This is a genomic window from Pleionea litopenaei (assembly GCF_031198435.1).
Taxonomy (GTDB): domain Bacteria; phylum Pseudomonadota; class Gammaproteobacteria; order Enterobacterales; family Kangiellaceae; genus Pleionea; species Pleionea litopenaei.
The window spans coordinates 294803-317568 of record NZ_CP133548.1 but is presented as its reverse complement, the minus strand read 5'-3'; the positions used below and the strand labels follow the sequence as shown (position 1 = coordinate 317568).

Here is a 22766-nt window from a genome sequence, read left to right as displayed (position 1 = left end):
CTAAGGTTTTTGCGTCACTACGACAAATGCTTGATTAGGAAGCATCACGGTTTTATTAAACTGCCGACGTAAACGACTGTCGTTGGTATTCACCACTTGATCTAAAACGTTAAATTGTTTGGCCACCACACTCGGCATCGTATTTGCCTCAGCAGCGACCAACAAACCGATTTGAATGGAAATGACCTTGCGCTCCCAACCGCCACCAGTGACGGTTGCCGCATCGGCGTATCGGTTGATCACGCCATCGGAATCGCTATCGATACCGTACAGCACCTGAAAAGACTCAACATTCTCAACCACGGGTTGAGGTGCTGCTCCGCCGTTACCAGCACAAAGCAAGGAGGTTCCATTTAATGAAAACGTGTTACGTACTTGAGTGCCAGCTACCACGGTGCCGTTGCAATCACGTAAGGTTCCCGCTGGCGCTTCTTGCTGCAACGTAATGGAATCACTGCCACCCGCGCCACCATCGATACTGGTGGTGAAGTCGATCGCTGAAGTTAAACTAGGAGTCACTGCTTCATACCAACCGGCATTTCGAGCAAATCGCTCAATAAATACCATGGCAAAACGGCCTTCAGACTGAACGTTAGAGAGTTGCTCTTGCATTCGAAAAGACTCTTTACTCCCAAGAAACACGGTGATCACGCCGGTAAGCAAAAGCAAGCCCAAAAATCCAGCGATCATCAACTCAATTAAACTGAACCCTTGGCTGCGTTTCATATTGCTCAATGTCATGGGATGACCTCCAAAATTACACAGTCTTTTCCGTCTGGTACATTCATATTGGCGCACTCAAGGTTGACGACTTCGACTTGCCCCACATCGGCACGAGCCGCGGATGGAGTCCAGGCCACCGCAACACGTGAGCGAATGCCAGAGACGACGCTCACGTAAACCTCTCCCTCTGGTAACTCGGTCTGCGCCATATTGCAGGTTTCGTAAATATCGAAAGCCACGAGTTCAGCTGCGCTGCAGGTTCCGGTGATGCATGATGCTGGTGGATTCGCACACGCGTAAGGCGCGCCTGCGTAAGCCGTAATCACTTGGGTCAAGGTTGTATTACCATCGTAAATGGCAAGTTTGGCAGCTCGCATTCGCGCAGCAACACTTTCAGCAATTTCGGTTGCCTGACTACGAAACAAGCCTTCTTGACTGCTATTAATGCTGGTCACCTGTAAGGCCGCCACACCTAGCAAGCCAATACCTAACACCAACACAGTGACTAAAATTTCAATAAGCGTTAAGCCTGACTGTTTAAACTTACTCATCAGCAATCTCCATCTGCAGCGTCTTTACTGGACACACCGCCACCGGTCGAAACGGTCAATGACTTTCCTTTACCCTTATCATTGCAAGTCAAAAAAGTAACTTGCCCCTGTCCGTCGGCTCGAAAACCAGAGGTTCCGTAAGAGATAAAGTCAACATCAGGAGTGGGAGTCACTGTCACGTCGTCACTGTCACAACTAAACACTTTCATTTCATCAGCAGCATCGACGATGTTGTTTCCGTCTGGATCCGTTCCAACTTTATATTCTGCAGCAGCCCCTTTTAAGCCAGACACAACAATCTGTTGGCGAAGAACGATCGCTTGAGATTTTGCAAATTGGACGGCGGCAGCCACTTTATTGGAACAACTGACCAGGCGATTATTCGCCATGGTGGATTGGAATGAAGGAACGGCAAAGGCCATGACAACACCCAATATGACAATAGCCATCATCAACTCAATCAGCGAGAAGCCACTGCTCAAAGTGACTCTGCGATAATGGCCAGTGCGGGTGCTTGATACTTGTTTCGCTGTAGTTCGCATCATAGGTACACAGATAAATTAACTTGATTGTAAGTTTAATGGTATCTGCGCAACACTCAACCGCTCTTCGACAAGCGCCAAAAGACAACCGATAAGCGGTTAAGCGATTGAATTACAATGCGAACTTAATCACAATTTGAGGAATATTATCAGCTGGCTCTTAACTCGGGGGGAAGAACGAACACAATGTCTTCTGGCTTTCCGTCGATTTCTTTTGCGGTAAAACCACCCAGCTCTTCAAGACGAGAAATCACTTGCTGAACCAATATTTCCGGAGCGGAAGCCCCAGCAGTCACACCTACTTTGGCCGCATTTTCAAGCCATGACTGCTGTATCTCGGCGGCGCTATCCACAAGGTAAGCGGATATCCCTTGCTTTTCAGCAAGTTCACGCAAGCGATTGGAATTTGAGCTGTTTTGCGAGCCGACAACTAAAACCACTTCGACCTGTTCAGCTAAGGAACGCACTGCATCTTGTCGATTTTGTGTCGCATAGCAAATATCGTCTTTTTTCGGTCCTTGAATATTTGGAAATTTTGCTTGAAGCGCATCAATAATTTGCCGAGTATCATCGACCGACAAGGTGGTTTGGGTCACAAAGTGCAATAAATCTGAGTTTTTGACTTCAAGCGCCGCGACATCGGCAACCGTTTCAACTAAATAAATACCGGCCTCTTGATTGTTGTATTGGCCCATGGTTCCCTCAACTTCAGGGTGTCCCTTGTGACCAATTAAAATGCATTCTTCGCCCCGTCGGCTAGCTCTCACAACTTCCATGTGTACCTTGGTCACTAATGGACAAGTCGCATCAAACACTTTTAAATTGCGGGCTTTAGCGTCTTCTTTAACTTGCTGCGATACACCGTGAGCACTGAAAATACAAATACTGTCTTGCGGAATTTCAGATACATGCTCAACAAAAACCGCCCCTTTCTCGCGCAATCCATCAACGACGAATTTGTTATGAACCACCTCATGACGAACATAGATCGGCGCACCAAACACTTCTAGTGCTCGGTTAACGATTTCAATCGCTCGATCGACTCCGGCACAAAAACCGCGAGGATTAGCCAAAAGTATTTCCATGATGACGACTCTATTTATTAATGCGTTTGAGGTGGATTATCAATCGATAACACTTCAATTTCAAATGTCACCGTATGGCCTGCGAGTGGATGGTTAAAATCAACTTTGACTGAGTGGCCTTGCACTTCGCGAATAATCCCAGGCATGGGCTCGCCAGACGGTTGCTCGAATGCAAGTACGGCGCCTTCAGAAACGTCAATATCCTGAGGGAAGTTCTGAATATCCATAAATTGAATAAGGTTCGGATTAGATTCGCCAAAAGCATCATTGGCGGCCAACTTAAAGGTTTTTTTGTCGCCAACTTTCATTCCTAACAACTGCTGCTCTAAGGCGGCGCTTACCGACTCATTACCGAGCTCAATTAAAGCAGGCTTTCCGTTTGCACGACTCGAGTCAGCAACGCTACCATCGTCAAGCATCAATGTCATGTGGGCATAAACTCTTGCTTGCTCATGCACACAACTTAATTCACCGCTCATTTACCCTACTACCTTTCGCTGTCTTACCTTGTAACGTCTCTTCTTCTGAGTCCTGCTGGAAAAATAAGCTATCAATAATCAACATGACGGCGCCCACGCAAATTGCACTATCTGCAATATTAAACGCCGGCCAATGATAACCAGATTTCTCCCAATACCAATCGATAAAGTCGACAACATAACCATAGCTAATGCGATCATAGGCGTTACCAATGGCGCCGCTGAGCACCAAAGATAAGGCAATGCTGAGCCATTTCTCGCTGGCTTTAATTCGATACATCCAAACCAACAAAACTAAACTGATGACCACGGCGAACACCGACAAACCGTATCGTTGCCATCCCCCCGCATCAGCAAGAAAGCTAAAAGCCGCTCCGTAGTTGTACGCTAAGCGAAAATCGAAATGAGGCATCACCTCAATAATGGAGCCGTCGGATAACGCATCAACAGCCCATAACTTAGTCCACTGATCGATAATGACCACAATAAAGGTGACGAACAACCAGACCAATCCAGATTGGCTGACTCGTCGCACTAAAGTTTGATTACCAGCGCCTTGAGACACTACGCAAACTCCCTTATTTCACCGTCTCCAGCTACGTTTTCAACACAGCGGTTACATAGACCTGGGTGTTCAGACAAGGTGCCGACTTCTGGACGACGATGCCAACAGCGCTCACACTTTTGGTCCTGATTAGCCGTAATCGTTAAAAAGACACCCTCTAATGCTGTTGCTTCTCCTTGCTCACCTTGTTCAACCGTTGCTTGAGAGGTGATCAATACAAACCGCAGTTCGTTTTGCAACTTTGATAAAGGTTGGTACCACTTTTCTGAGACACTCAAGGTCACGTTCGCCTCAAGAGAGCTGCCCAATGTCTTAGCGACGCGCATCGCTTCAATCGCCTTATTCACTGCCGCTTTGACTTCGCGAATGGCCGCCCAATCGTCTAACGAAATCGTATCGTCGCTATAGGCGGTTAATCCGTCAAACCAGGTTTCGATGAAAATGGTGTCGCTATGGTCTCCAGGCAAATACTGCCATGCTTCTTCTGCTGTGAAAGACAACACGGGTGCCATCCAGCGGATCAAGGCTTGTGAAATTAGATACATTGCCGATTGGCATGAGCGATGAGCTAAACTGCCTCGTTTCGCAGTGTATTGCCGATCTTTAATGATATCTAAATAGAACCCTCCCATATCCATCGCGCAGAAATGGTGAATCTGCTGAACGACTTGCCAAAAGGTGTAGCTTTCGTAAGATTTCGCAATCGACTGCTGAGTTTCTAATGCAGCATTAACCGCCCAACGATCCAACGGCAACATCTCTGATGGCGCAACCATATCGGTTGCCGGATCAAACCCATTTAAGTTTGCTAGCAAAAAGCGGCTTGTATTGCGAATACGACGATAAGTATCTGCGGTACGCTTTAAGATTTCTTTTGATACGGCAATTTCACCACGGTAGTCGGTCGAAGCCACCCATAAGCGCAACACATCAGCACCGAGCTCATTAATGACTTGCTGAGGAGCGAGTACATTGCCCTTAGACTTCGACATTTTCTCGCCTTTCTCATCGACGGTAAAACCATGAGTTAACACCGCTTTATAGGGTGCTCGATTATTGATCGCGACGCCTGTTAGTAGAGACGACTGGAACCAACCACGATGTTGATCAGACCCCTCTAAATAGATGTCTGCTGGCTCTTGCAGCTCTTCTCGAACCGCGAGAACACAGGCATGCGTAACACCCGAATCGAACCAAACATCGAGCGTGTCATCAATTTTTGCGTACTGCGACGTATCGCCATCAACTAATGCCTCAAGCGGCATATCAAACCAAGCTTGAATACCGTCTTTTTCTATCGCTTGAGCCGCCTTCTCCATAATCTCAACCGCATTAGGATGCGGTTCACCGGTTTCTTTATCAATCACCAAACACAATGGAACACCCCACGTTCTTTGGCGTGAGATACACCAGTCTGGTCGGCCATCAACCATACCTTCGATTCGAGCTTGTCCCCAATCTGGCACCCATTGAACTTGCTTAATCTCACTCAACGCTTTCTCACGTAAGCCATTTTTTTCCATACTGACAAACCACTGTGGTGTGGTACGGAAAATCAAAGGAGTTTTGGTACGCCAACAATGAGGGTAACTATGCGTCAATTTAGTTTTTCTAACTAAACTGCCCCGCTCTGCCAGTAAGTCACAAATCTTATCTTCAACTTTATACACATGATCACCAGCAAATAACGGCGTTGTCGATGAATAGACGCCGTCTGGCCCAACATAATTGAGCAACTCAATGCCATAGGCTTTACCCACATTAAAGTCGTCTGCGCCATGGTCAGGTGCGGTGTGCACTAAGCCAGTCCCCGCATCGGTGGTGACATGCTCGCCAAGAATGAGCGGTACTTGTTTGTCGTAAAACGGATGACTCACTAAAATATTTTCAAGATCACTGCCTGCTGCGGTTGCGACGACTTCAAACTCTTCAAGGTCGTACCGCTTCATCACATCGTCAACCATTTCACGCGCCAGTACCAACAACTCTTTGCCACTGCCCGCATCAACCTGTACCAAGGCATAATCTAACTTTGGATGGATCGAAATGGCTTGGTTCGATGGTAGAGTCCAAGGCGTTGTGGTCCAAATAACCGCAGACACAGGAAGGTTACTTGAATTGTCAAAATGGAACGCTTGCAACAAACTTGCATCGGCTTTAAATCGCACATCAATTGAAGCTGAAGTCTTGTCATGGTATTCCACTTCGGCTTCAGCGAGCGCGGAGCCACCGACAACACTCCAATAAACCGGCTTAACTCCTTTGTGCAAATGCCCGTTCATTACGATCTTCGCTAGGGCTCGAACGATGTTGGCCTCGAACTGGAAGTTCATGGTTAGGTAAGGGTTTTCCCAGTCACCAAAAATACCAAGACGAATGAAATCTTTTTTCTGTCCGTCGACTTGTTTCGCGGCATAATCACGACACTTTTGCCGGAATTCGGCGAAAGGAACTTTAACGCCTGCTTTACCAATCTTCTTTTCAACATTGTGCTCGATGGGTAATCCGTGACAATCCCAACCAGGCACGTAGGGTGCATCAAAGCCACTTAAACTGCGCGACTTTAATACTACGTCTTTTAAAATTTTATTGACCGCATGCCCAATGTGGATATCACCATTGGCATAGGGAGGACCATCGTGCAATATAAACTTCGGGCGCCCTTGGCTAGCTTCACGAATACGCTTATAAATACCCTTCTCATTCCACTGCTTGAGCATTTCAGGTTCACGCTGTGCCAAACTGGCTTTCATCGGAAACTCTGTATTTGGAAGGTTAAGCGTTGCTTTATAATCAGCCATAATAAATTCCAAAGTTAATTTGAATTAAAATTTCACTCACCCATCGTTTGGATGATCTGTTTTGCTGCTTCAATATCAGCTTCAATTTGTTGTTTTAGTGCATCGAGCGAATCGAACTTTTGTTCCTGTCGTAATTGCTCAATAATTTCAACTTCTACGCGTTCGCCGTAGCAATCTCGATTAAAATCTAAAAGATGAACTTCTAATCGCGCTTGTTGCCCATTCACGGTTGGTCGTCGCCCTATATTCGCAACGCCCCAACTAGCGGTTTCCTTCAAGCCGTGAACCCGAACCAAGTACACACCTTGCAAAGGTGAAACCCGACGACGCAATGGAACATTGATGGTCGGAAAATTTAGGGTTCGCCCTAATTTATCACCATGAACAATTTTTCCTAATAAGGCGAATGGACGACCCAACAACTGCTTGGCCGCTTTTATATCACCTGAAGCCAGTTTCTGACGGATTAGCGTGCTGCTAATTCGCTCAGTCCCCTGTTTAATCGAGGCCGTACTCTGAACACTAAAGTGTTCTCGCCCTAGCGCTTGCAGTAACTTAAAATCACCTTGTCGTTGACGCCCATAACGAAAGTCATCACCGACAATCAAATGTTTCACCTGCAACCGATCAATCAACAAGTCGTTAATAAAATCTTCGGCTTCCATCGATGCCAGAGACTTGGCAAACCGTAGGCAGATAACTTTATCGATACCCAACTGCTCAAACAACCGCCACTTTTCACCAAATCGCGTTAACCGAGCAGGCGCTTTGTCACCAGCAAAATATTCTTGCGGGTCGGGTTCAAAAACAATGACAGCCGACGGTAGTTGCATTTGTTTGGCTCTGGCAACAACCGCTTCTAAGATTTGCTGATGCCCTAAGTGAATACCATCAAACTTTCCAATAGTCGCAACACAGCCTTCAGCTTGTACCGAAATACGTTTAAGGCCATGGATCAGCTGCATTATCTCAAATTACCTTATACCCAAAAGCGGCGGATTATACCCTATTGCGAGATCGCGCAACAGAGTTCACTCAGATTTAACGTCCTTAATTCGAAAGCCTAATATAAACAAAGTGACTAAGTAGCTGCCAGCGCCCAACACGATGAGCCAAACCAACTGCCAACTGCGTTCAAAAGTCGACTGACTTTGCCAAGTTTCAATCGCAGGTTGTGACCAATATATCGCGCTGATCATAACCGCTGCACTAAGCAATGCTCGCGCACTCCACCAGAACCAACGGGAAGACATAACCAAGGTTCCATTACGCACCAAACCACCCCAAAGTAGACCTGCATTAACCGTCGCAGAAACAGCCGTTGCTACTGCAAGCCCGACGTGTCCATAAGGTTTAAATAGCAACAAATTCATCACCATGTTGACCACCATAGCGACGATACCAATTTTCACGGGAGTACGAGTATTTTGCTTCGAGAAATATCCGGTCGCCAGAACCTTAATGAACATAAAACCGAGCAAACCAAAAACATAAGCTTGTAAGCTGTACGAAGCCATTGCAGCATCATCGAGTGTAAAGCTTCCGTGCTGAAAAACGGTTAGCATCACAGGCTCGGCTAGCATAAATAAACCCACGGCTGCCGGAAGCCCGATAAGTAAGACCATATGCAGTGCCCAATTGAGCAATCGGCTCATGGTTTCACTCTGATTACCCGCATGTTGCCGCGACAAGCTCGGCAATATAACCGTAGCGATGGCAATACCAAAAATGCCCAACGGAAACTCCAACATGCGATCCGACAAATACAACCAAGTGATACTGCCGGTCACCAGAAATGACGCAATCACGGTATCTAATAGCAGGTTAATCTGCGAAACCGAGACCCCAAATAAGGCAGGGATCATCAACTTTAAAACTTTGCGAACGCCACTGTCTTTCCACCCCCAGCTCGGTTTGACTAAATACCCTTGACGCCATAAAAAAGGGAGGTGCATTAATAACTGCAAGACACCCGCAATAAATATTGCCCACGCTAATGCTTCCACCGGTTCAGCCAACAACGGCGACACCCAAATAGCGGCAAAGATAATGCATAAATTCAGTAACACTGGAGCAAAAGCAGGCACTGCAAAGCGCCCCAGAGAGTTTAATACGCTCCCAGCGAATGCGGTCAAACTAATAAAGAAAATGTAGGGAAAAGTAATTTTTAATAAGTCTGAGACCAACTCATATTTGTAGGTCTCTCCTTTTTCAATAAACCCATACCCAAAAATGCCACCAATAACCGGTGAACCGACCACGCCGATCACCGTAACGACTAACAGCACGCCGCCTAAAGTACCTGCGACTTTACTGGTCAGGTGTAACACAGCTGTCTTGTCTTTTAATTGTTGATACTCGCTCAACACCGGAACGAAGGCTTGCGCAAAGGCTCCCTCTCCGAAAAGTCGTCGTAAAAAATTGGGTATTTTTTGCGCCACCAAAAAAACATCGGTAGCGGCTTGAGCACCAAGCACATTAGCGATCACTATGTCACGAACCAACCCGAGTATGCGCGACAATAACGTCATGACACTAACGATGACTCCCGACTTCAATAAACTGACTTTTTGCAACGCGGGTTATCCTTTCGTACCACTCTCAAATGTATATGAGTCAAAATTGAATAAAAGTTCATAAGAAAAAGCCCCTGAACAAGTCAGAGGCTTTCTAACACGATGTGAATTAAACCGTGTAATTAGCTCAACGACAAGCCATTATTGCGCTCGTTTTACCGTTGTTTCAATAACGGCCTCAACACGACGGTTTTTAGCACGACCTTCCGCAGTAGAATTATCAGCGATCGGCTTAGATTCACCGTAGCCTTTCGAACTGACTCGAGAGCGAGCTAAGCCATAGTTACTGACTAAGTAATCGGCAACGGCTTGCGCTCGTTTTTCAGATAACCACTGGTTGTAAGTATCTTTACCAATGCTGTCTGAGTGCCCTTCCACGACTAAATTCGTATCTGGATATTGCTTCATAAATTCAGCGACTTCAGCGAATTCTTTATTGAACGATGACTGAATGTCGCTGCTGTTATTCGCGAACTTGACGTTCAAGGTAATGCGAACCGTTTCATCAAGCATCAAACGACAACCCTTGCCGTCGACTTTCGCGCCAGCTGGTGTTGCTGCACAAGCATCCTTAGAATTAGGTACACCGTCACCATCGCTGTCGAGCTCACAGCCACGAGGATCAACAACAATACCTGCCGTTGTACCAGGGCATTGATCTACATCGTCAAATACACCGTCATTATCAGAATCTAAACGGGTATTTTTTGTGACAGCTTTCGTTTCTACCGCTTTGACCGGAACCGGTGCTGGATCTGAGCCACCAAAGTTCATTGTGATACCTAGCACTAACTGTGTGTCGTAACGCTTGGTCGTGTCATCACGAATGACGCCAAATTCACCGCGCCAACTGAAAAAACTGTTCAGCTCGTCTTCAAAGCCTAACCCTAAACGACCAATATCAGACTCATTCCAGCCACCGCCAGCGGTTTCATCATCAAAAGTATAACGACCAATACCCAAACGTAAGTAAGGTCCACCTTTTGAGTCATTGGCAAAGTAGTGCATGTAGTCTAATGACGTCAGAATCATATCTTCGTCACCAAAACCAATGGCATCATTAGGGTTCAGTTTGTTGTAACTCAATTGAAACGCTGAATTGCGGGTAACCATAAACCCAAGCTCGGCACCAATCACATCGCTTTCGTCGAGAATATTGCTCATTATGGGAGCATTGTCTTCACTGCTAGAGTGAAAGTCTTGCACCCCACCTAATATGGTGAAATAAACGTTTCTATCGACTTCTGCATGTACATTAATACCTGCTGCCAGAACTGCTGCTCCAAGCAAATACTTCTTCATTTTTTGTCTCCTGGTGAATGAGGCCTAACTTTATGTTTTTAAACTTCTCTCAGCTCCAAGCAAATCCTTAAAGAAATCATCTTAGACGACGGCTTAAAACCTCTAGGTGTGCATATTAGCACTTGTCAGTCCAGTCACCAATAAAATCGCACAATTATCCTGCAGTTAACTTGACATAACTCACGAAAACAGGCATAGTTCGCGGCCTTAAATTTCTGGATCGCAAACGAATTTGCAGGAGTATAACCTTGGCTAACATCAAATCCGCCAAAAAACGAGCGCGTCAATCAGAAGCTCGTCGACAGCATAATGCAAGTCGTCGTTCTATGTTGCGCACGCAATTGAAAAAAGCACTGACTGCGATCAGCGGCGGTGATAAAGAAGCTGCTCAATCAGCTTTTGTTAACGTCTCAGGTGTTCTTGACCGAGCAGCAAGCCGTGGTCTTATCCACAAAAACAAAGCTGCCCGTCATAAGAGTCGCTTAGCTGCCAAAGTTAAAGCAATGGCATAAGTGCTTGACAGCATTATAAAAAAACCGGCTATTGCCGGTTTTTTTATGCCTAAATACGGTCGGCTAACACGTAGATAGCGGGTTAGCCAAAGCGTTACTCTTCTTGACCACCCCAATCTTCTTGCGACATAAACGGCGGCGGCGCAATCGGCTCGAGAACTTCATTCGGATCTTGCTCTGACTTGCCACCTTGCCCTTTCTTCGCTTCTACATGCTCTAAAATAGCCCAGACCAACTCGTCACAACCATCACCCGTGGCGGCAGATATCGAGTACACCGGCCCATCCCACGCTACTTGCTTTAAAAATTCAGCACAGCTCTCCGCTGCTCTCTCGGCTAACAAGTCCATTTTATTGAGAACTAGCCAGCGCGGCTTTTGAGTAAGCTCTGGCTCGTCCGACTCCGTAAATTTAGCCACTTCTTCTTCTATGGCATGAAAATTACTCACCGGATCAGATTCATCAAAGGGCATCAAATCTACGATGTGCAATAGCAATTCTGTTCGAGCTAAATGCTTTAAAAAGCGCACACCTAGGCCGGCACCCTCGGAAGCACCTTCAATGACACCAGGAATATCAGCAATCACGAAACTGCGATGAGCTTCGGGGTTCACAACGCCTAAATTAGGAATTAATGTGGTGAATGGGTAGTCCGCAACTTTTGGTTTCGCCGCAGACACTTGACGTATAAACGTAGACTTGCCCGCGTTGGGTAATCCTAATAATCCGACATCGGCCAAAACTTTCAGCTCTAATTTTAATTCGCGACGTTCACCCTCGGAACCAGGAGAAGTCTGCCTTGGAGCACGGTTAACACTGCTTTTGAAACGCGTATTACCCAAACCATGCCATCCGCCATGGGCGACTAATAAGCGTTGTCCAGGTTCTTTTAGATCACCTATGCGCTCATCAGTATTGGCATCAATAACGATGGTTCCAACCGGCACTTTTAGAACTTTGTCGGCTCCTTTCGCACCTGTACAGTTGCCGCCACGTCCATTTTCACCGCGCTCAGCTTGATAGAAGCGTTCGTACCGATAGTCGACTAACGTATTTAATTCATTGTCGGCGACTAAATAAACACTGCCGCCATCGCCGCCATCACCACCGTCAGGACCTCCTTTCGGAATGTACTTTTCACGGCGAAAGCTACAACAACCGTTTCCACCGTCACCAGCGGCAACTTTGATGGTGACTTCGTCGACAAATTTCATAGGACTTAACTCTCATTCAAATCGGTTGATAAGCAATATTCTCACAAGGCTACTTAGTATAACGAGTAATCTTAACAACCTACAAAAAAGCCCCGCAAGTGCGGGGCTTTCGCAACACTAAAGATCGTCTACAAGTTACGCTGGAATAACGCTAACTGTACGACGATTGTTACGACCAGCTACGGCAAATTTGATTTGACCGTCAACTTTCGCAAACAAGGTATGGTCGCGGCCAATACCTACATTTTCACCTGGGTGGAACTGAGTACCACGTTGGCGAACTAGAATACTTCCAGCAGAAACAACTTCACCGCCGAAACGTTTAACACCAAGGCGTTTCGATTCTGAATCGCGACCGTTACGGGTACTACCACCAGCTTTCTTATGAGCCATGAGTTTACTCCTGCTTTATTAACCGTTAATTCCAGTGATTTTCACTTCTGTGAACCACTGACGATGCCCCATTTGTTTCATATGGTGCTTACGGCGTTTAAATTTAATAATCTTAATTTTCTTGTGACGACCTTGTGAAACCACTTCTGCGGTTACTTTCGCGCCATCAACGTAAGGTGCGCCAACTTTAACGTCTGCGCCGCTGCCAACCATTAATACTTTATCGAAATCGATTGTTGCGCCAGTTTCGGCTTCAATCTTTTCTAGTTTAATCGTTTGACCTTCTTTAACACGGTGTTGTTTACCACCGCTTTGAAATACTGCGTACATGAGTTACTCTCCAGTCGTACCCCGAAACAATGGTGCCAGTAGAGACACTACCAAGCTTGTTAACCAGCTGCGAGGGCGTTCAATTCAATCGGAATTATCCGAGGGGCGCGAATTATAAGAGGTTTAGCAGATTAAGGCAAGCATATTGCCAGCTAAATCCCTGAAATAATGCAGCTTTGACAGGATTCGCGGCTCTATCCGAATTTACCCTTGACCAGAAGGTCTGGGCACCCTAGCATGCAACCCCATCACTTTGAACCAATAAAGATAATTAAATCAACCCGATGTCTAATTCTGCACCCTCTTTTGCTGCGATTAAAGAACTGATCGAAACCGATATCAACGCGACCAATCAGTTGATTTATCAAGAACTTAAATCTGATGTTGCGCTGATCAATCAGCTTGGCTTTTACATTGTAAATAGTGGCGGAAAACGACTTCGCCCTTTGCTGGTACTATTAGCAGCCAATGCGGTCGGCTATCGTGGCCAGGCACATCATACAGCTGCGGCCATCATCGAGTTTATTCATACCGCCACCCTTTTACACGATGATGTCGTCGACGACTCAGACTTACGTCGAGGCGAAAAAACCGCCAACGCTTTGTTTGGCAATGAAGCAAGCGTACTGACCGGCGATTTTCTTTATTCCAGAGCGTTTCAGATGATGGTTCGAGTCGACTCTATGGCGGTCATGCAGTTATTGGCGAACACCACCAATTTAATCGCTGAAGGCGAAGTGCTTCAATTAATGAACGTTAACGAGCCCGATTTAAGCGAAGACGATTACTTCGAAGTCATTCGACGTAAGACGGCAATTTTGTTCGCCGCCGCTTGTGAACTAGGCGGCATACTGAGTCAAGATGAAGCCTTGCGCCAACCATTGCACGATTATGGGCTGAATTTAGGAATGGCTTTTCAAGTCGTGGATGATTTATTGGATTATTTTTCTGACGCAGAGACCATGGGAAAGAACGTTGGCGATGACTTAGCCGAAGGTAAACCCACGCTGCCACTCATGTATGCCATGCAACACAGCAATGACGATGATGCACAATTGATTCGCCAAGCAATCGTCGAAGGAAGTAAAGAAAACATCGGCAAAATATTGCAAATCATTGAAAAAAGTGGCGCCCATCAATACTGTCGCAAGCGGGCTGAAGACTTCTCTGATCAAGCGAAGGCGGCTTTAGCTTCACTCGATGAGAGTCCCTTTAAACAAGCCCTGATGGATCTCGCCGATCTCGCATTAGGTCGCCAGTCTTAGGCTGACAACCTAAAGCTTGGCGCTGGTTAGCTCAGCTTAGAAGAGCTTATTGTGCTGTCCAGCCGCCATCAAGCAACAATGCCTGAGCGGTTATATTTTTCGCAATCGGGGCTGCAAAAAAATCACACGCAGCGGCAATTTCTGCAATATCAATAAACGACTTTTTGGGCATTGGACGCAGCATGATTGTGTTAATAACGTCTTCTTCGCTGATCCCATGTTCCGCAGCTTGTTGTTGAATTTGCTTTTCAACGAGCGGAGTTTTTACATAGGCAGGACAAACCGTATTGATCGTAATATCTTGCTCAGCAAGTTCTAAAGACAAAGACTTCGCCATTCCCAACAAGCCGTGTTTAGCTGCGATATAGGCCGTTTTATAGGGCGATGCAACGACCGAATGCAATGATCCAATATTAACGATTCGGCCAAAGTTAGATTGCTTCATGTGAGGTAAGAAAGCTTGGGTTACACGAGCGACGCCAACCAACATCACTTGTATTAAAAGATTCCACCGTTCCATCGGAAAATCTTCTAGCTTAGCGACATGTTGAATGCCTGCATTGTTGATCACGATTTGCGGCATTGTTAGTGGAGCATCGGTTTGCCGTGCTTTTGCTTCAATTTGTGCCTTTAGAGCATCAACCGATTCTTGCGAGGTAACATCTAATGGAAAAAACTCACAAGGATAATTGGCTAATAATTCTTTTGCATGGGTTAATTGCTCATCATTTAGATCGGTCACAATCACTGAGTGACCATTTTTCGCAAAGTGCTCAGCGACACCTAAACCAATACCACTGCCTGCGCCAGTAACTAATACAGTTGCTTTCATAAAGCTCTCATAAACTAAAAAATCTGTCAGACGTCTAGCATGACAAATAACCGCAGCATCCATGAACTGTACTATAGTACTAAAGCCCCTAATTTTTTGACCGTATGGACTGATTCTTGGTTATCATAATCTCATTCATCATGAGCGTTTTAATTGTCAGATGATACTTTTTAAAGCTTACCATTTTTAATCGTTATCGCCGTTTAAAAGAGCAATCTGATAAAGCATTGCCGCTTTAAAATATAAACTCTTTAAAAAGTCGACGCTTTAAAATGACGAACAGACGATCGAAAAGTTGAACTAGTCACCATTGAACTAGTCACCATGATGAAGTGATTCACTCGATGCCATAAAAAATTAGGAACCGCCAATGTCTAGTGCTCAACGATTTTATCGACAATTATCATCGACTCTTGTTAACCACTGCTCGACAACCCTTGCAGCTTTTTCACTGGTTATTGCACCCTACTCTGTGGCGAGCCAACACGCACACAAAGCGCAAGTAGAGGCACCATCAACGACCTCCATTGAGTATCAATTAGCACAACCTTGGCGCAAAGAAATACGCGACAAAGACAATGATTTATTATTGGCAGGCTTGTCGGTGCACGAATTACAAAGCAGTTCTGCGCCCCCGGTTCATAAATTGCGAGCATTAGCTTACTACACCAACATACGAGCCTTGTTAGATGTGTCGAACGACGGAGGCTTTGGTCGACTGTACGCAAAACACCTCGACCAACCGATAACCGGTGTTGAATATCTGGCCGAGATAGCGCCAACGAACAGTCGCGCGAGTGCGGTATTTTCGATACAAATACCCAAAAACTTTAATCTCAAACAACCCTGTCTCGTGGTCGCTCCTTCTTCAGGCTCGCGAGGAGTTTACGGCGCCGTTGGTGTCAGTGGATTTTGGGCTTTAAATAAAGGTTGCGCAGTCAGCTATACCGACAAAGGAACCGGAACCGGTTTTTACTTTACCGAGCTGAAGAAGCAGTTACGACTAGACGGCGAAGTTGAAACCGCAACTTCCGAGTGGGTAAACCTCGCAGGCCAACCAAAAGAGCATGCCAACCATTGGGTGGCAACGCGTCACGCACACTCTGGAAAAAACGTCGAAAAAGATTGGGGGTATTACACGCTTGTTGCAGCCGATCTTGGCATACAAGCCATTAATGATCATTTTAAACGTCAACTTACTGCACAAGATGTCTGGGTAGTTGCATCAGGCATATCCAACGCTGGTGCCGCCGTATTGGCAGCGACCGAGCAAGATGACTACCAATTGATTGACGCAACGATGGCCGGAGAGCCCAACGTCACGCCACCGGTTAAACAACTAGCGCTGCTCGATCTGCGGCTTGCTAAACCCGAACCAAAACAGTTTAGGGTCAACCAAGGCTATTTCACTTTTGTTCATCAGAGCCTGTATACACCCTGCGCAAACTACGCAGTTATTCCGGACTTACCAGCAACCATGGTATTTAAAAAGCAAGCCGAAACCGCTTGTGATTGGTTGTATCAAAGCGGCTTAACATCAGCGAAAACCACCTCAGAGCGCGCCATGTTTGCACAACAGCAACTCATCGCAATGGGAGTAACGCCCTCTGCGCTGGGGTTAGGACCTATTTATACAACGATGGGTATTTGGCCAGCACTTAACGCCAACTACGCATCGGCATACAGTCGCAGTCAATTGTTTGGGGACCCTTGCGGAACAGCTTATCAAAGCGACGACATATTCACCGTTAATCAACCGTCAGAAGCGCAGCTGAAAAAAGTTTGGGCTTTGAGCAGCGGCATTCCTCCAACCGCCGGCATTCGCATTGGTCAGTACCGGAATATTGCTTCGCAAGTACCAAGCCTAAAGGGCTTACCAAACAACATTGTACAAACTTTGTGCTACAACGCATGGACCTTTCCGGAGTTGCGAACAACATTAAAGTTTGAGGATTTTTTCTCTAATGCGAACGATCAAGCGCTTCGCCAAGGACTCTCTGAGATCCGTTACACAGGTGATTTACGCGCGACACCAACCATTATTGTTCATGGACAAGCCGATCGCCTCATTCTCCCTAACCATACGTCTCGCCCTTATTTCTGGTTGAATCGTACGGAGCACCGCAACATATCCCAGTTAAGTTACATTGAAGTTGTCTCTGGCCAACACTTTGACGCTTTGCTGCAATACCCACCATACAACCAGATACTGGCTCCACTTCATGGTTACTTCGAAGAAGCGCTTGAAAGCTTGTGGCAACAGAAGTACGAACAAAAGCCACTGCCTCGTTCAGGCATTATCAAACCCCAGATGCGGCAACTAAAAAACGCTGCACTTGAGCCCCTAAGCCAAGAGCATCTACCGAGCCTTTTTGACTCCGTTGCTGTGTTTTCGGCTGAAAAAGACCGGTTGGTTATTCGAAACCTTAAAGACTAAAGCAGACCATAACCACGACCTCAATTGAGGTCGTGGTTAAACAAGTATCAGAAGAAACTTTTCCAAATTTCCGCTTTTATAACTCAGCGCGTTAACAACCCTTACTGGTCGGAATATTCATCGCATAAAAAATATGATAAAAGGTCTTCTTAGGAAGGTGAGTTTTCATTTTTTAGCGGGTCATTAGACGTTGAGATTTGTTCGCGATGCGACGTCCAATGTGTTGAAAATAAGACTTATTCGCAATACACACGCCAAGACTAAAAAGCTGTAAAGGAAGAAAGTACGAGTGAAACCTACAGACATAAACAACCCCGAATATTTTCATAAGGTGGTTGATTGCCAGTACGCCTGTCCGGCGCACACACCTGTCCCAGAGTACATTCGATTAATTGCTCGAGCACGTTACTCCGACGCTTATATGATTAACTGGGAGTCTAATGTATTTCCCGGTGTTCTTGGCCGAACCTGCGACCGCCCTTGCGAGCCTGCTTGTCGTCGCGGACGTGTCGATGAAGAGCCCGTTGCCATCTGTCGTCTTAAACGTGTCGCTGCCGACAATAAAGATGACGTAAAAGACCGAATGCCGACCATTCCCGAAACTAAAAATGGCAAGCGTGTTGCGTTAATCGGCGGCGGACCAGCCTCATTAACCGTTGCTCGAGACTTAGCACCTCTTGGTTACAGCATTGACTTATACGACGCACAGCGCAAGGGCGGCGGCTTTATGCGAAGCCAAATCCCCTCTTTCCGATTGCCCGAAAAAGTTCTCGACGAAGAAGTGAACTACATCTTAGATATGGGCATTAGCAGTCATTTCGACCATTATGTCGATAGTCTTAAATCGGTTCTCGACAAAGGGTATGATGCCGTTTTTATTGGCACAGGTGCACCACGCGGAAGAGATTTGAATAAATTACCTGGACGTCAAGAAGGCGATGCCAATATTCATGTTGGCATTGAATGGCTGGCCAATGTTGCTTTCGAACATACCAAAAAAATTGGCGAAAAAGTATTGGTGCTTGGCGGTGGAAACACAGCGATGGATTGCTGCCGAACCTCAAAACGAATCGGCGGTAAAGACGTAAGAGTTGTAGTAAGAAGCCCCAAGTCAGAAATGAAAGCATCACCTTGGGAAATCGAAGATGCCGAACATGAAGACATTCCTATTTATGAAAACCACTCGCCGAAAGAATTCGTTGTCGAAAATGGCAAATTAGTGGGCATGAATTTTGAAGTCGTAGAGCCACACTATGACGAGAATGGGAAGCGACGTCTTGAGCCAACCGGTGAAATAGTATTCATGGAGTGCGATGATGTCTTAATGGCCATTGGGCAAGAAAATGCGTTTCCGTGGATCGAGCGAGACCTCGGCTTAGAATTCGGCGAATGGGATATGCCCGTTGTCGATGAAACCACCTTCCAGTCTACCTTACCCAAAGTGTTCTTTGGTGGCGATGCGGCTTTTGGTCCAGAAAATGTTATTACGGCGGTCGCGCATGGCCACCAAGCAGCGATTTCTATCGACTTATTTTGTCATGGCTCAAGTGTTCTTGAACGTCCAGCGCCAGGTACTAACCTACTCACTCAAAAAATGGGTTTCCACGAATGGACCTACGACAATGCAGTCAGTGATGATGATCGCTTTATCGTTCCACTTGCCGATAAGTTAACGGCATTGTCAGATCGAAAGCTCGAGGTCGAATTAGGTTTCGACTTGCAGCAAGCTTATGATGAAGCTGAGCGATGTTTAAATTGTGATGTGCAAACCGTCTTTACGGAAAACAAATGCATCGAATGTGATGCGTGCGTTGATATCTGTCCGACCGACTGCATTAACTTTATCAATAATGGTGAAGAAGATGATTTACGCAGTCGACTAAAAGCACCTGCTGACAATGACTCACAAGATCTTTACGTTTCGAGCGACCTAAAAACGGGGCGCGTTATGGTTAAAGATGAAAACGTGTGTTTGCATTGTGGCTTATGCGCGGAACGCTGCCCTACCTCTGCGTGGGATATGCAGAAATTTTTATACACAGTAACTAAAGCAGGACAAGATAAAGAGGCCGCAACCCCATGCACAAAATAGCAGCAGTTAATGATTTTGTCATAAAGTTTGCCAATATCAATGGTACCGGATCAGCCAGTGCGAATAACATGTTCGCCAAAGCAATTTTTCGCTCCGGCGTTGCGGTAACTCCAAAAAATATTTTTCCATCAAATATTCAAGGTTTACCGACTTGGTATGAAGTTCGAGTGAACGACAAAGGCTACTTAGGTCGCCGCGGCGGTGTTGACTTTATGGTTGCCACCAATGGCCAAACCATGATGCAAGACTTTGATGAAGTATTACCCGGTGGTTACTTCTTATATGACAACAGCAAACCTCTTGCACCAAAATATCAACGCGACGATATTCACTTAATTGGCATCCCGCTCACCGAAATTTGTATTCAAGAGTACACCGATCCACGACAGCGTCAGTTATTTAAAAACATCATTTATGTTGGCGCCCTCTCGTATTTATTGAATATCGAATTTGAAGTTTTTCAACAATTGGTTCAAGACCAGTTCAAGGGGAAAGAAAAACTGATCACCCCGAATATCCATGCGCTTGAGCTAGGTTATCGATACGCACAAGAGCATTACTCTGACACCTGCGAATTATCCATCGAACGCCGTGATATGAATAAAGGAAAAATACTGGTCGACGGTAACACTGGCAGCGCTCTCGGCGCAATTTATGCTGGTGCCACCGTTGCCGGCTGGTACCCTATTACCCCATCAACTTCAGTGGTCGATGCGTTTGAAAAGTATTGCAAACGATTGAGAATCGATCCCGCCAATGGCATGAAAAACTATGCCATTGTGCAAGCAGAAGATGAGCTTGCGGCCATGGGAATGGTATTAGGTGCCAGCTGGAATGGCGCACGCGCCTTCACGGCAACCTCAGGCCCTGGCGTGTCCTTGATGGCCGAGTTTTTAGGACTGGCCTATTTTGCTGAAATTCCTGGCGTCTTGATAGACGTACAGAGAACCGGACCATCGACAGGTATGCCAACTCGCACTCAGCAATCCGACGTTTTAGCGGCCGCTTATGCGTCACATGGCGATACCAAACATATATGTTTGTACCCAGCGAATCCGAAAGAATGTTTTGAAATGTCATTTCAGGCATTTGAATTGACGGAATACTTTCAAACGCCGGTCATCATTCTCAGTGACCTTGACTTGGGTATGAACGACAACCTTTGCGATGAATTTGAATGGGATGATTCCGTTCAATATCATCGCGGAAAAGTTTTATCGGCCGATGAACTTGATAACTTGCAAGAACGTTGGGGCCGCTATTTAGACACCGATGGAGAAGGCATCGGTTACCGAACGATTCCAGGTACTCACGCAACCAAAGGCAGCTACTTTACACGGGGTTCATCGCATGATGAATACGCTGCCTACACGGAAAGTTCAGAAGCCTATGTGCGCTCAATGCAGCGACTAGAGAAAAAATGGGAAACGGCAAAAACACGCGTTCCAAAACCAACGATTACAGCGGCAAAAGAAGCCACTCGATTTGGCGCCATTTATTTTGGTACCTCAACCGATGCGGCTCTAGAAGCCATCGATATGCTGGCTGAACAAAATATTGCGGTTGACGGATTACAGCTGAAAGCTTTTCCATTTACTGACGAGGTTGAAGGCTTTATTAAACAGCACGACTGTGTGTTTGTGATCGAGCAAAATCGCGATGCTCAAATGAAGTCCATGTTAGTCAACGAGTTGGCGATTGATCCAAATCACTTTGTTTCGATTCTTAACTATGATGGCATGCCAATCACCGCCACCTATATCGCAGAGCACTTTCACAAAGTACTCGATCAACACAACGTCACTCCCCTACATCAAGCGGATCGAGGATAGTAATTATGAGTTTTATTCGACCAAATATTCGACATCCACAATTAGCCGTGAATGATCTTGGCTACACGCGAGCCAACTATGAAGGCGCACTGTCAACACTGTGCGCGGGTTGCGGGCATGACAGTATTAGCGCAGCAATTTTACAATCTTGCTTTGAGTTGTCCATCGAGCCGCACAAAGTAGCAAAAATGTCAGGCATTGGTTGTTCATCAAAAACACCGGCTTACTTTTTAGGTAAATCTCATGGCTTTAACTCCGTTCATGGCCGTATGCCTTCGGTAGCAACCGGTGCTAACCTTGCCAATCGAGATTTAGTCTATATCGGCGTCTCTGGCGATGGTGATACGGCATCTATCGGGATGGGTCAATTTGCACATGTCGTTCGTCGTAACCTCAATATGGTTTATATTGTGATGAATAACGGCTGCTACGGTTTAACCAAAGGTCAAGATTCAGCGACGGCCGATCGCGGCTCAGCCAGTAAAAAAGGCATTCCTAACCCCTACTCAAGTATCGATTTATGTGAGACAGCCATTCAGTTGGGAGCAGGCTATGTTGCTCGCTCGTTCTCAGGAGACAAAGAACAATTGATTCCACTCATCAAAGCGGCGATTTCTCATCGCGGTTTTGCTTTGATTGATATTGTGAGTCCCTGTGTAACCTTCAACAATACACCTAAATCGACCAAAAGCTACGATCATGTTCGTGAGCACATGAATGCGACGGGAACCTTTGACTTTGTTCCACTGAAAGAAGAAATTACGACGCAATATGAACCCGGTAAAACTGAAGAAATTACCCTGCACGATGGCAGTGCTGTCCGGCTTCATAAAGCCAGTGAAAATTTAGATTTCAGTAGTCGACGTTCAGCCATGAACGAAATTGAAAAGCACAAAGAAAAAGGTGAAGTGTTAACTGGGCTGCTTTATTTGAACCCACAAACACCCGATACCCATGAACTTCTGGGTACAACCACAACACCTTTAAATCAGCTGCAGCAAGAAAAACTTTGCCCTGGCAGTCAAACCCTATCGTCAATCAACGAAAGTTTTCGATAGGCGTTTTTCCATCGCTTTGTTTTTATGAAGGGTCTATAAAGGCGAGAGTAAAAAATAAAGTCGATAGTAAAAAGCCAGCATTCGCTGGCTTTTTTTATTGCGAAAAAAAACCTGCGAATGAACGCAGGTTAATCACGAGTACACTAATTTATTTATCCGCTTGATGAGAGTTTTAGGA

General features: G+C 45.9%; 20 protein-coding genes. 6 read left to right on the top strand and 14 right to left on the bottom strand.

The features are described 5' to 3' along the window. From Q9312_RS01290 to Q9312_RS01245, 10 genes are all read right to left on the bottom strand, one after another. Nucleotides 1–741, bottom strand: a complete 741-nt coding sequence (locus Q9312_RS01290; RefSeq protein WP_309202714.1) for a PilW family protein — start codon at nucleotides 739–741, stop codon at nucleotides 1–3. Then, the gene (gene pilV, locus Q9312_RS01285; RefSeq protein WP_309202713.1) at nucleotides 738–1274 is read right to left on the bottom strand and encodes a type IV pilus modification protein PilV; all 537 of its coding nucleotides are present in this window, start codon (nucleotides 1272–1274) and stop codon (nucleotides 738–740) included. Before pilV ends, Q9312_RS01290 begins: the two co-directional genes overlap by 4 nt. Then, nucleotides 1274–1819, bottom strand: coding sequence for a GspH/FimT family pseudopilin (locus Q9312_RS01280; RefSeq protein ID WP_309202712.1), 546 nt, complete (start codon nucleotides 1817–1819; stop codon nucleotides 1274–1276). The genes pilV and Q9312_RS01280 overlap by 1 nt, the downstream gene beginning before the upstream one ends. 146 nt (nucleotides 1820–1965) lie before the next feature. Continuing rightward, the gene (ispH, locus tag Q9312_RS01275) at nucleotides 1966–2901 is read right to left on the bottom strand and encodes a 4-hydroxy-3-methylbut-2-enyl diphosphate reductase (protein ID WP_309202711.1); all 936 of its coding nucleotides are present in this window, start codon (nucleotides 2899–2901) and stop codon (nucleotides 1966–1968) included. A gap of 17 nt (nucleotides 2902–2918) precedes the next feature. Beyond that, a complete protein-coding gene (fkpB, locus tag Q9312_RS01270; RefSeq protein ID WP_309202710.1) occupies nucleotides 2919–3380 on the bottom strand; it encodes an FKBP-type peptidyl-prolyl cis-trans isomerase in 462 nt (153 codons plus the stop codon). Beyond that, complete coding sequence (gene lspA, locus Q9312_RS01265; protein WP_309202709.1) at nucleotides 3370–3945, bottom strand: signal peptidase II; 576 nt, start codon at nucleotides 3943–3945, stop codon at nucleotides 3370–3372. Before lspA ends, fkpB begins: the two co-directional genes overlap by 11 nt. Continuing rightward, nucleotides 3945–6746 carry an isoleucine--tRNA ligase gene (gene ileS / locus Q9312_RS01260; protein ID WP_309202708.1) on the bottom strand — a complete coding sequence of 934 codons (2802 nt, stop codon included), beginning with the start codon at nucleotides 6744–6746 and terminating at the stop codon, nucleotides 3945–3947. The genes lspA and ileS overlap by 1 nt, the downstream gene beginning before the upstream one ends. Nucleotides 6747–6778: 32 nt before the next feature. Next, nucleotides 6779–7711: a bifunctional riboflavin kinase/FAD synthetase gene (ribF, locus tag Q9312_RS01255; RefSeq protein ID WP_309202707.1), complete on the bottom strand. Its 933-nt coding sequence runs from the start codon at nucleotides 7709–7711 to the stop codon at nucleotides 6779–6781. 66 nt (nucleotides 7712–7777) lie between these two features. Further along, nucleotides 7778–9322 carry a murein biosynthesis integral membrane protein MurJ gene (gene murJ / locus Q9312_RS01250; RefSeq protein ID WP_309202706.1) on the bottom strand — a complete coding sequence of 515 codons (1545 nt, stop codon included), beginning with the start codon at nucleotides 9320–9322 and terminating at the stop codon, nucleotides 7778–7780. Between the two features lie 141 nt (nucleotides 9323–9463). Continuing rightward, nucleotides 9464–10624, bottom strand: a complete 1161-nt coding sequence (locus tag Q9312_RS01245; RefSeq protein ID WP_309202705.1) for an OmpA family protein — start codon at nucleotides 10622–10624, stop codon at nucleotides 9464–9466. Between the two features lie 248 nt (nucleotides 10625–10872). On the opposite strand from Q9312_RS01245, the gene rpsT reads away from it, so the two are divergent. Next, a complete protein-coding gene (rpsT, locus tag Q9312_RS01240) occupies nucleotides 10873–11136 on the top strand; it encodes a 30S ribosomal protein S20 (RefSeq protein WP_309202704.1) in 264 nt (87 codons plus the stop codon). A 94-nt stretch (nucleotides 11137–11230) separates the two neighbouring features. On the opposite strand, the gene cgtA is transcribed toward rpsT, so the two are convergent. From cgtA to rplU, 3 genes are all read right to left on the bottom strand, one after another. Beyond that, nucleotides 11231–12349, bottom strand: coding sequence for an Obg family GTPase CgtA (gene cgtA, locus Q9312_RS01235; RefSeq protein WP_309202703.1), 1119 nt, complete (start codon nucleotides 12347–12349; stop codon nucleotides 11231–11233). A gap of 135 nt (nucleotides 12350–12484) precedes the next feature. Continuing rightward, entirely contained in the window at nucleotides 12485–12742 is a 258-nt protein-coding gene (gene rpmA, locus Q9312_RS01230) for a 50S ribosomal protein L27 (RefSeq protein ID WP_309202702.1), read from the bottom strand. A gap of 18 nt (nucleotides 12743–12760) precedes the next feature. Next, entirely contained in the window at nucleotides 12761–13072 is a 312-nt protein-coding gene (rplU, locus tag Q9312_RS01225; protein WP_309202701.1) for a 50S ribosomal protein L21, read from the bottom strand. A gap of 284 nt (nucleotides 13073–13356) precedes the next feature. Here rplU and ispB point away from each other — a divergent pair, with 284 nt between their 5' ends. Further along, nucleotides 13357–14337 carry an octaprenyl diphosphate synthase gene (ispB, locus tag Q9312_RS01220; protein WP_309202700.1) on the top strand — a complete coding sequence of 327 codons (981 nt, stop codon included), beginning with the start codon at nucleotides 13357–13359 and terminating at the stop codon, nucleotides 14335–14337. Between the two features lie 46 nt (nucleotides 14338–14383). On the opposite strand, the gene Q9312_RS01215 is transcribed toward ispB, so the two are convergent. After that, complete coding sequence (locus Q9312_RS01215) at nucleotides 14384–15169, bottom strand: 3-hydroxybutyrate dehydrogenase (protein ID WP_309202699.1); 786 nt, start codon at nucleotides 15167–15169, stop codon at nucleotides 14384–14386. A 370-nt stretch (nucleotides 15170–15539) separates the two neighbouring features. Between Q9312_RS01215 and Q9312_RS01210 the strand changes: the two genes are divergently transcribed. From Q9312_RS01210 to Q9312_RS01195, 4 genes are all read left to right on the top strand, one after another. Then, complete coding sequence (locus tag Q9312_RS01210; protein ID WP_309202698.1) at nucleotides 15540–17606, top strand: 3-hydroxybutyrate oligomer hydrolase family protein; 2067 nt, start codon at nucleotides 15540–15542, stop codon at nucleotides 17604–17606. 289 nt (nucleotides 17607–17895) lie between these two features. Further along, entirely contained in the window at nucleotides 17896–19698 is a 1803-nt protein-coding gene (locus tag Q9312_RS01205) for an FAD-dependent oxidoreductase (RefSeq protein WP_309202696.1), read from the top strand. Further along, nucleotides 19686–21530 (top strand): 2-oxoacid:acceptor oxidoreductase subunit alpha, encoded by a 1845-nt coding sequence (locus tag Q9312_RS01200; RefSeq protein WP_309202695.1) that lies wholly within the window; start codon nucleotides 19686–19688, stop codon nucleotides 21528–21530. Before Q9312_RS01205 ends, Q9312_RS01200 begins: the two co-directional genes overlap by 13 nt. 5 nt (nucleotides 21531–21535) lie before the next feature. Beyond that, nucleotides 21536–22588 carry a 2-oxoacid:ferredoxin oxidoreductase subunit beta gene (locus tag Q9312_RS01195; RefSeq protein WP_309202694.1) on the top strand — a complete coding sequence of 351 codons (1053 nt, stop codon included), beginning with the start codon at nucleotides 21536–21538 and terminating at the stop codon, nucleotides 22586–22588. The last annotated feature ends 178 nt before the right edge of the window (nucleotides 22589–22766 follow it).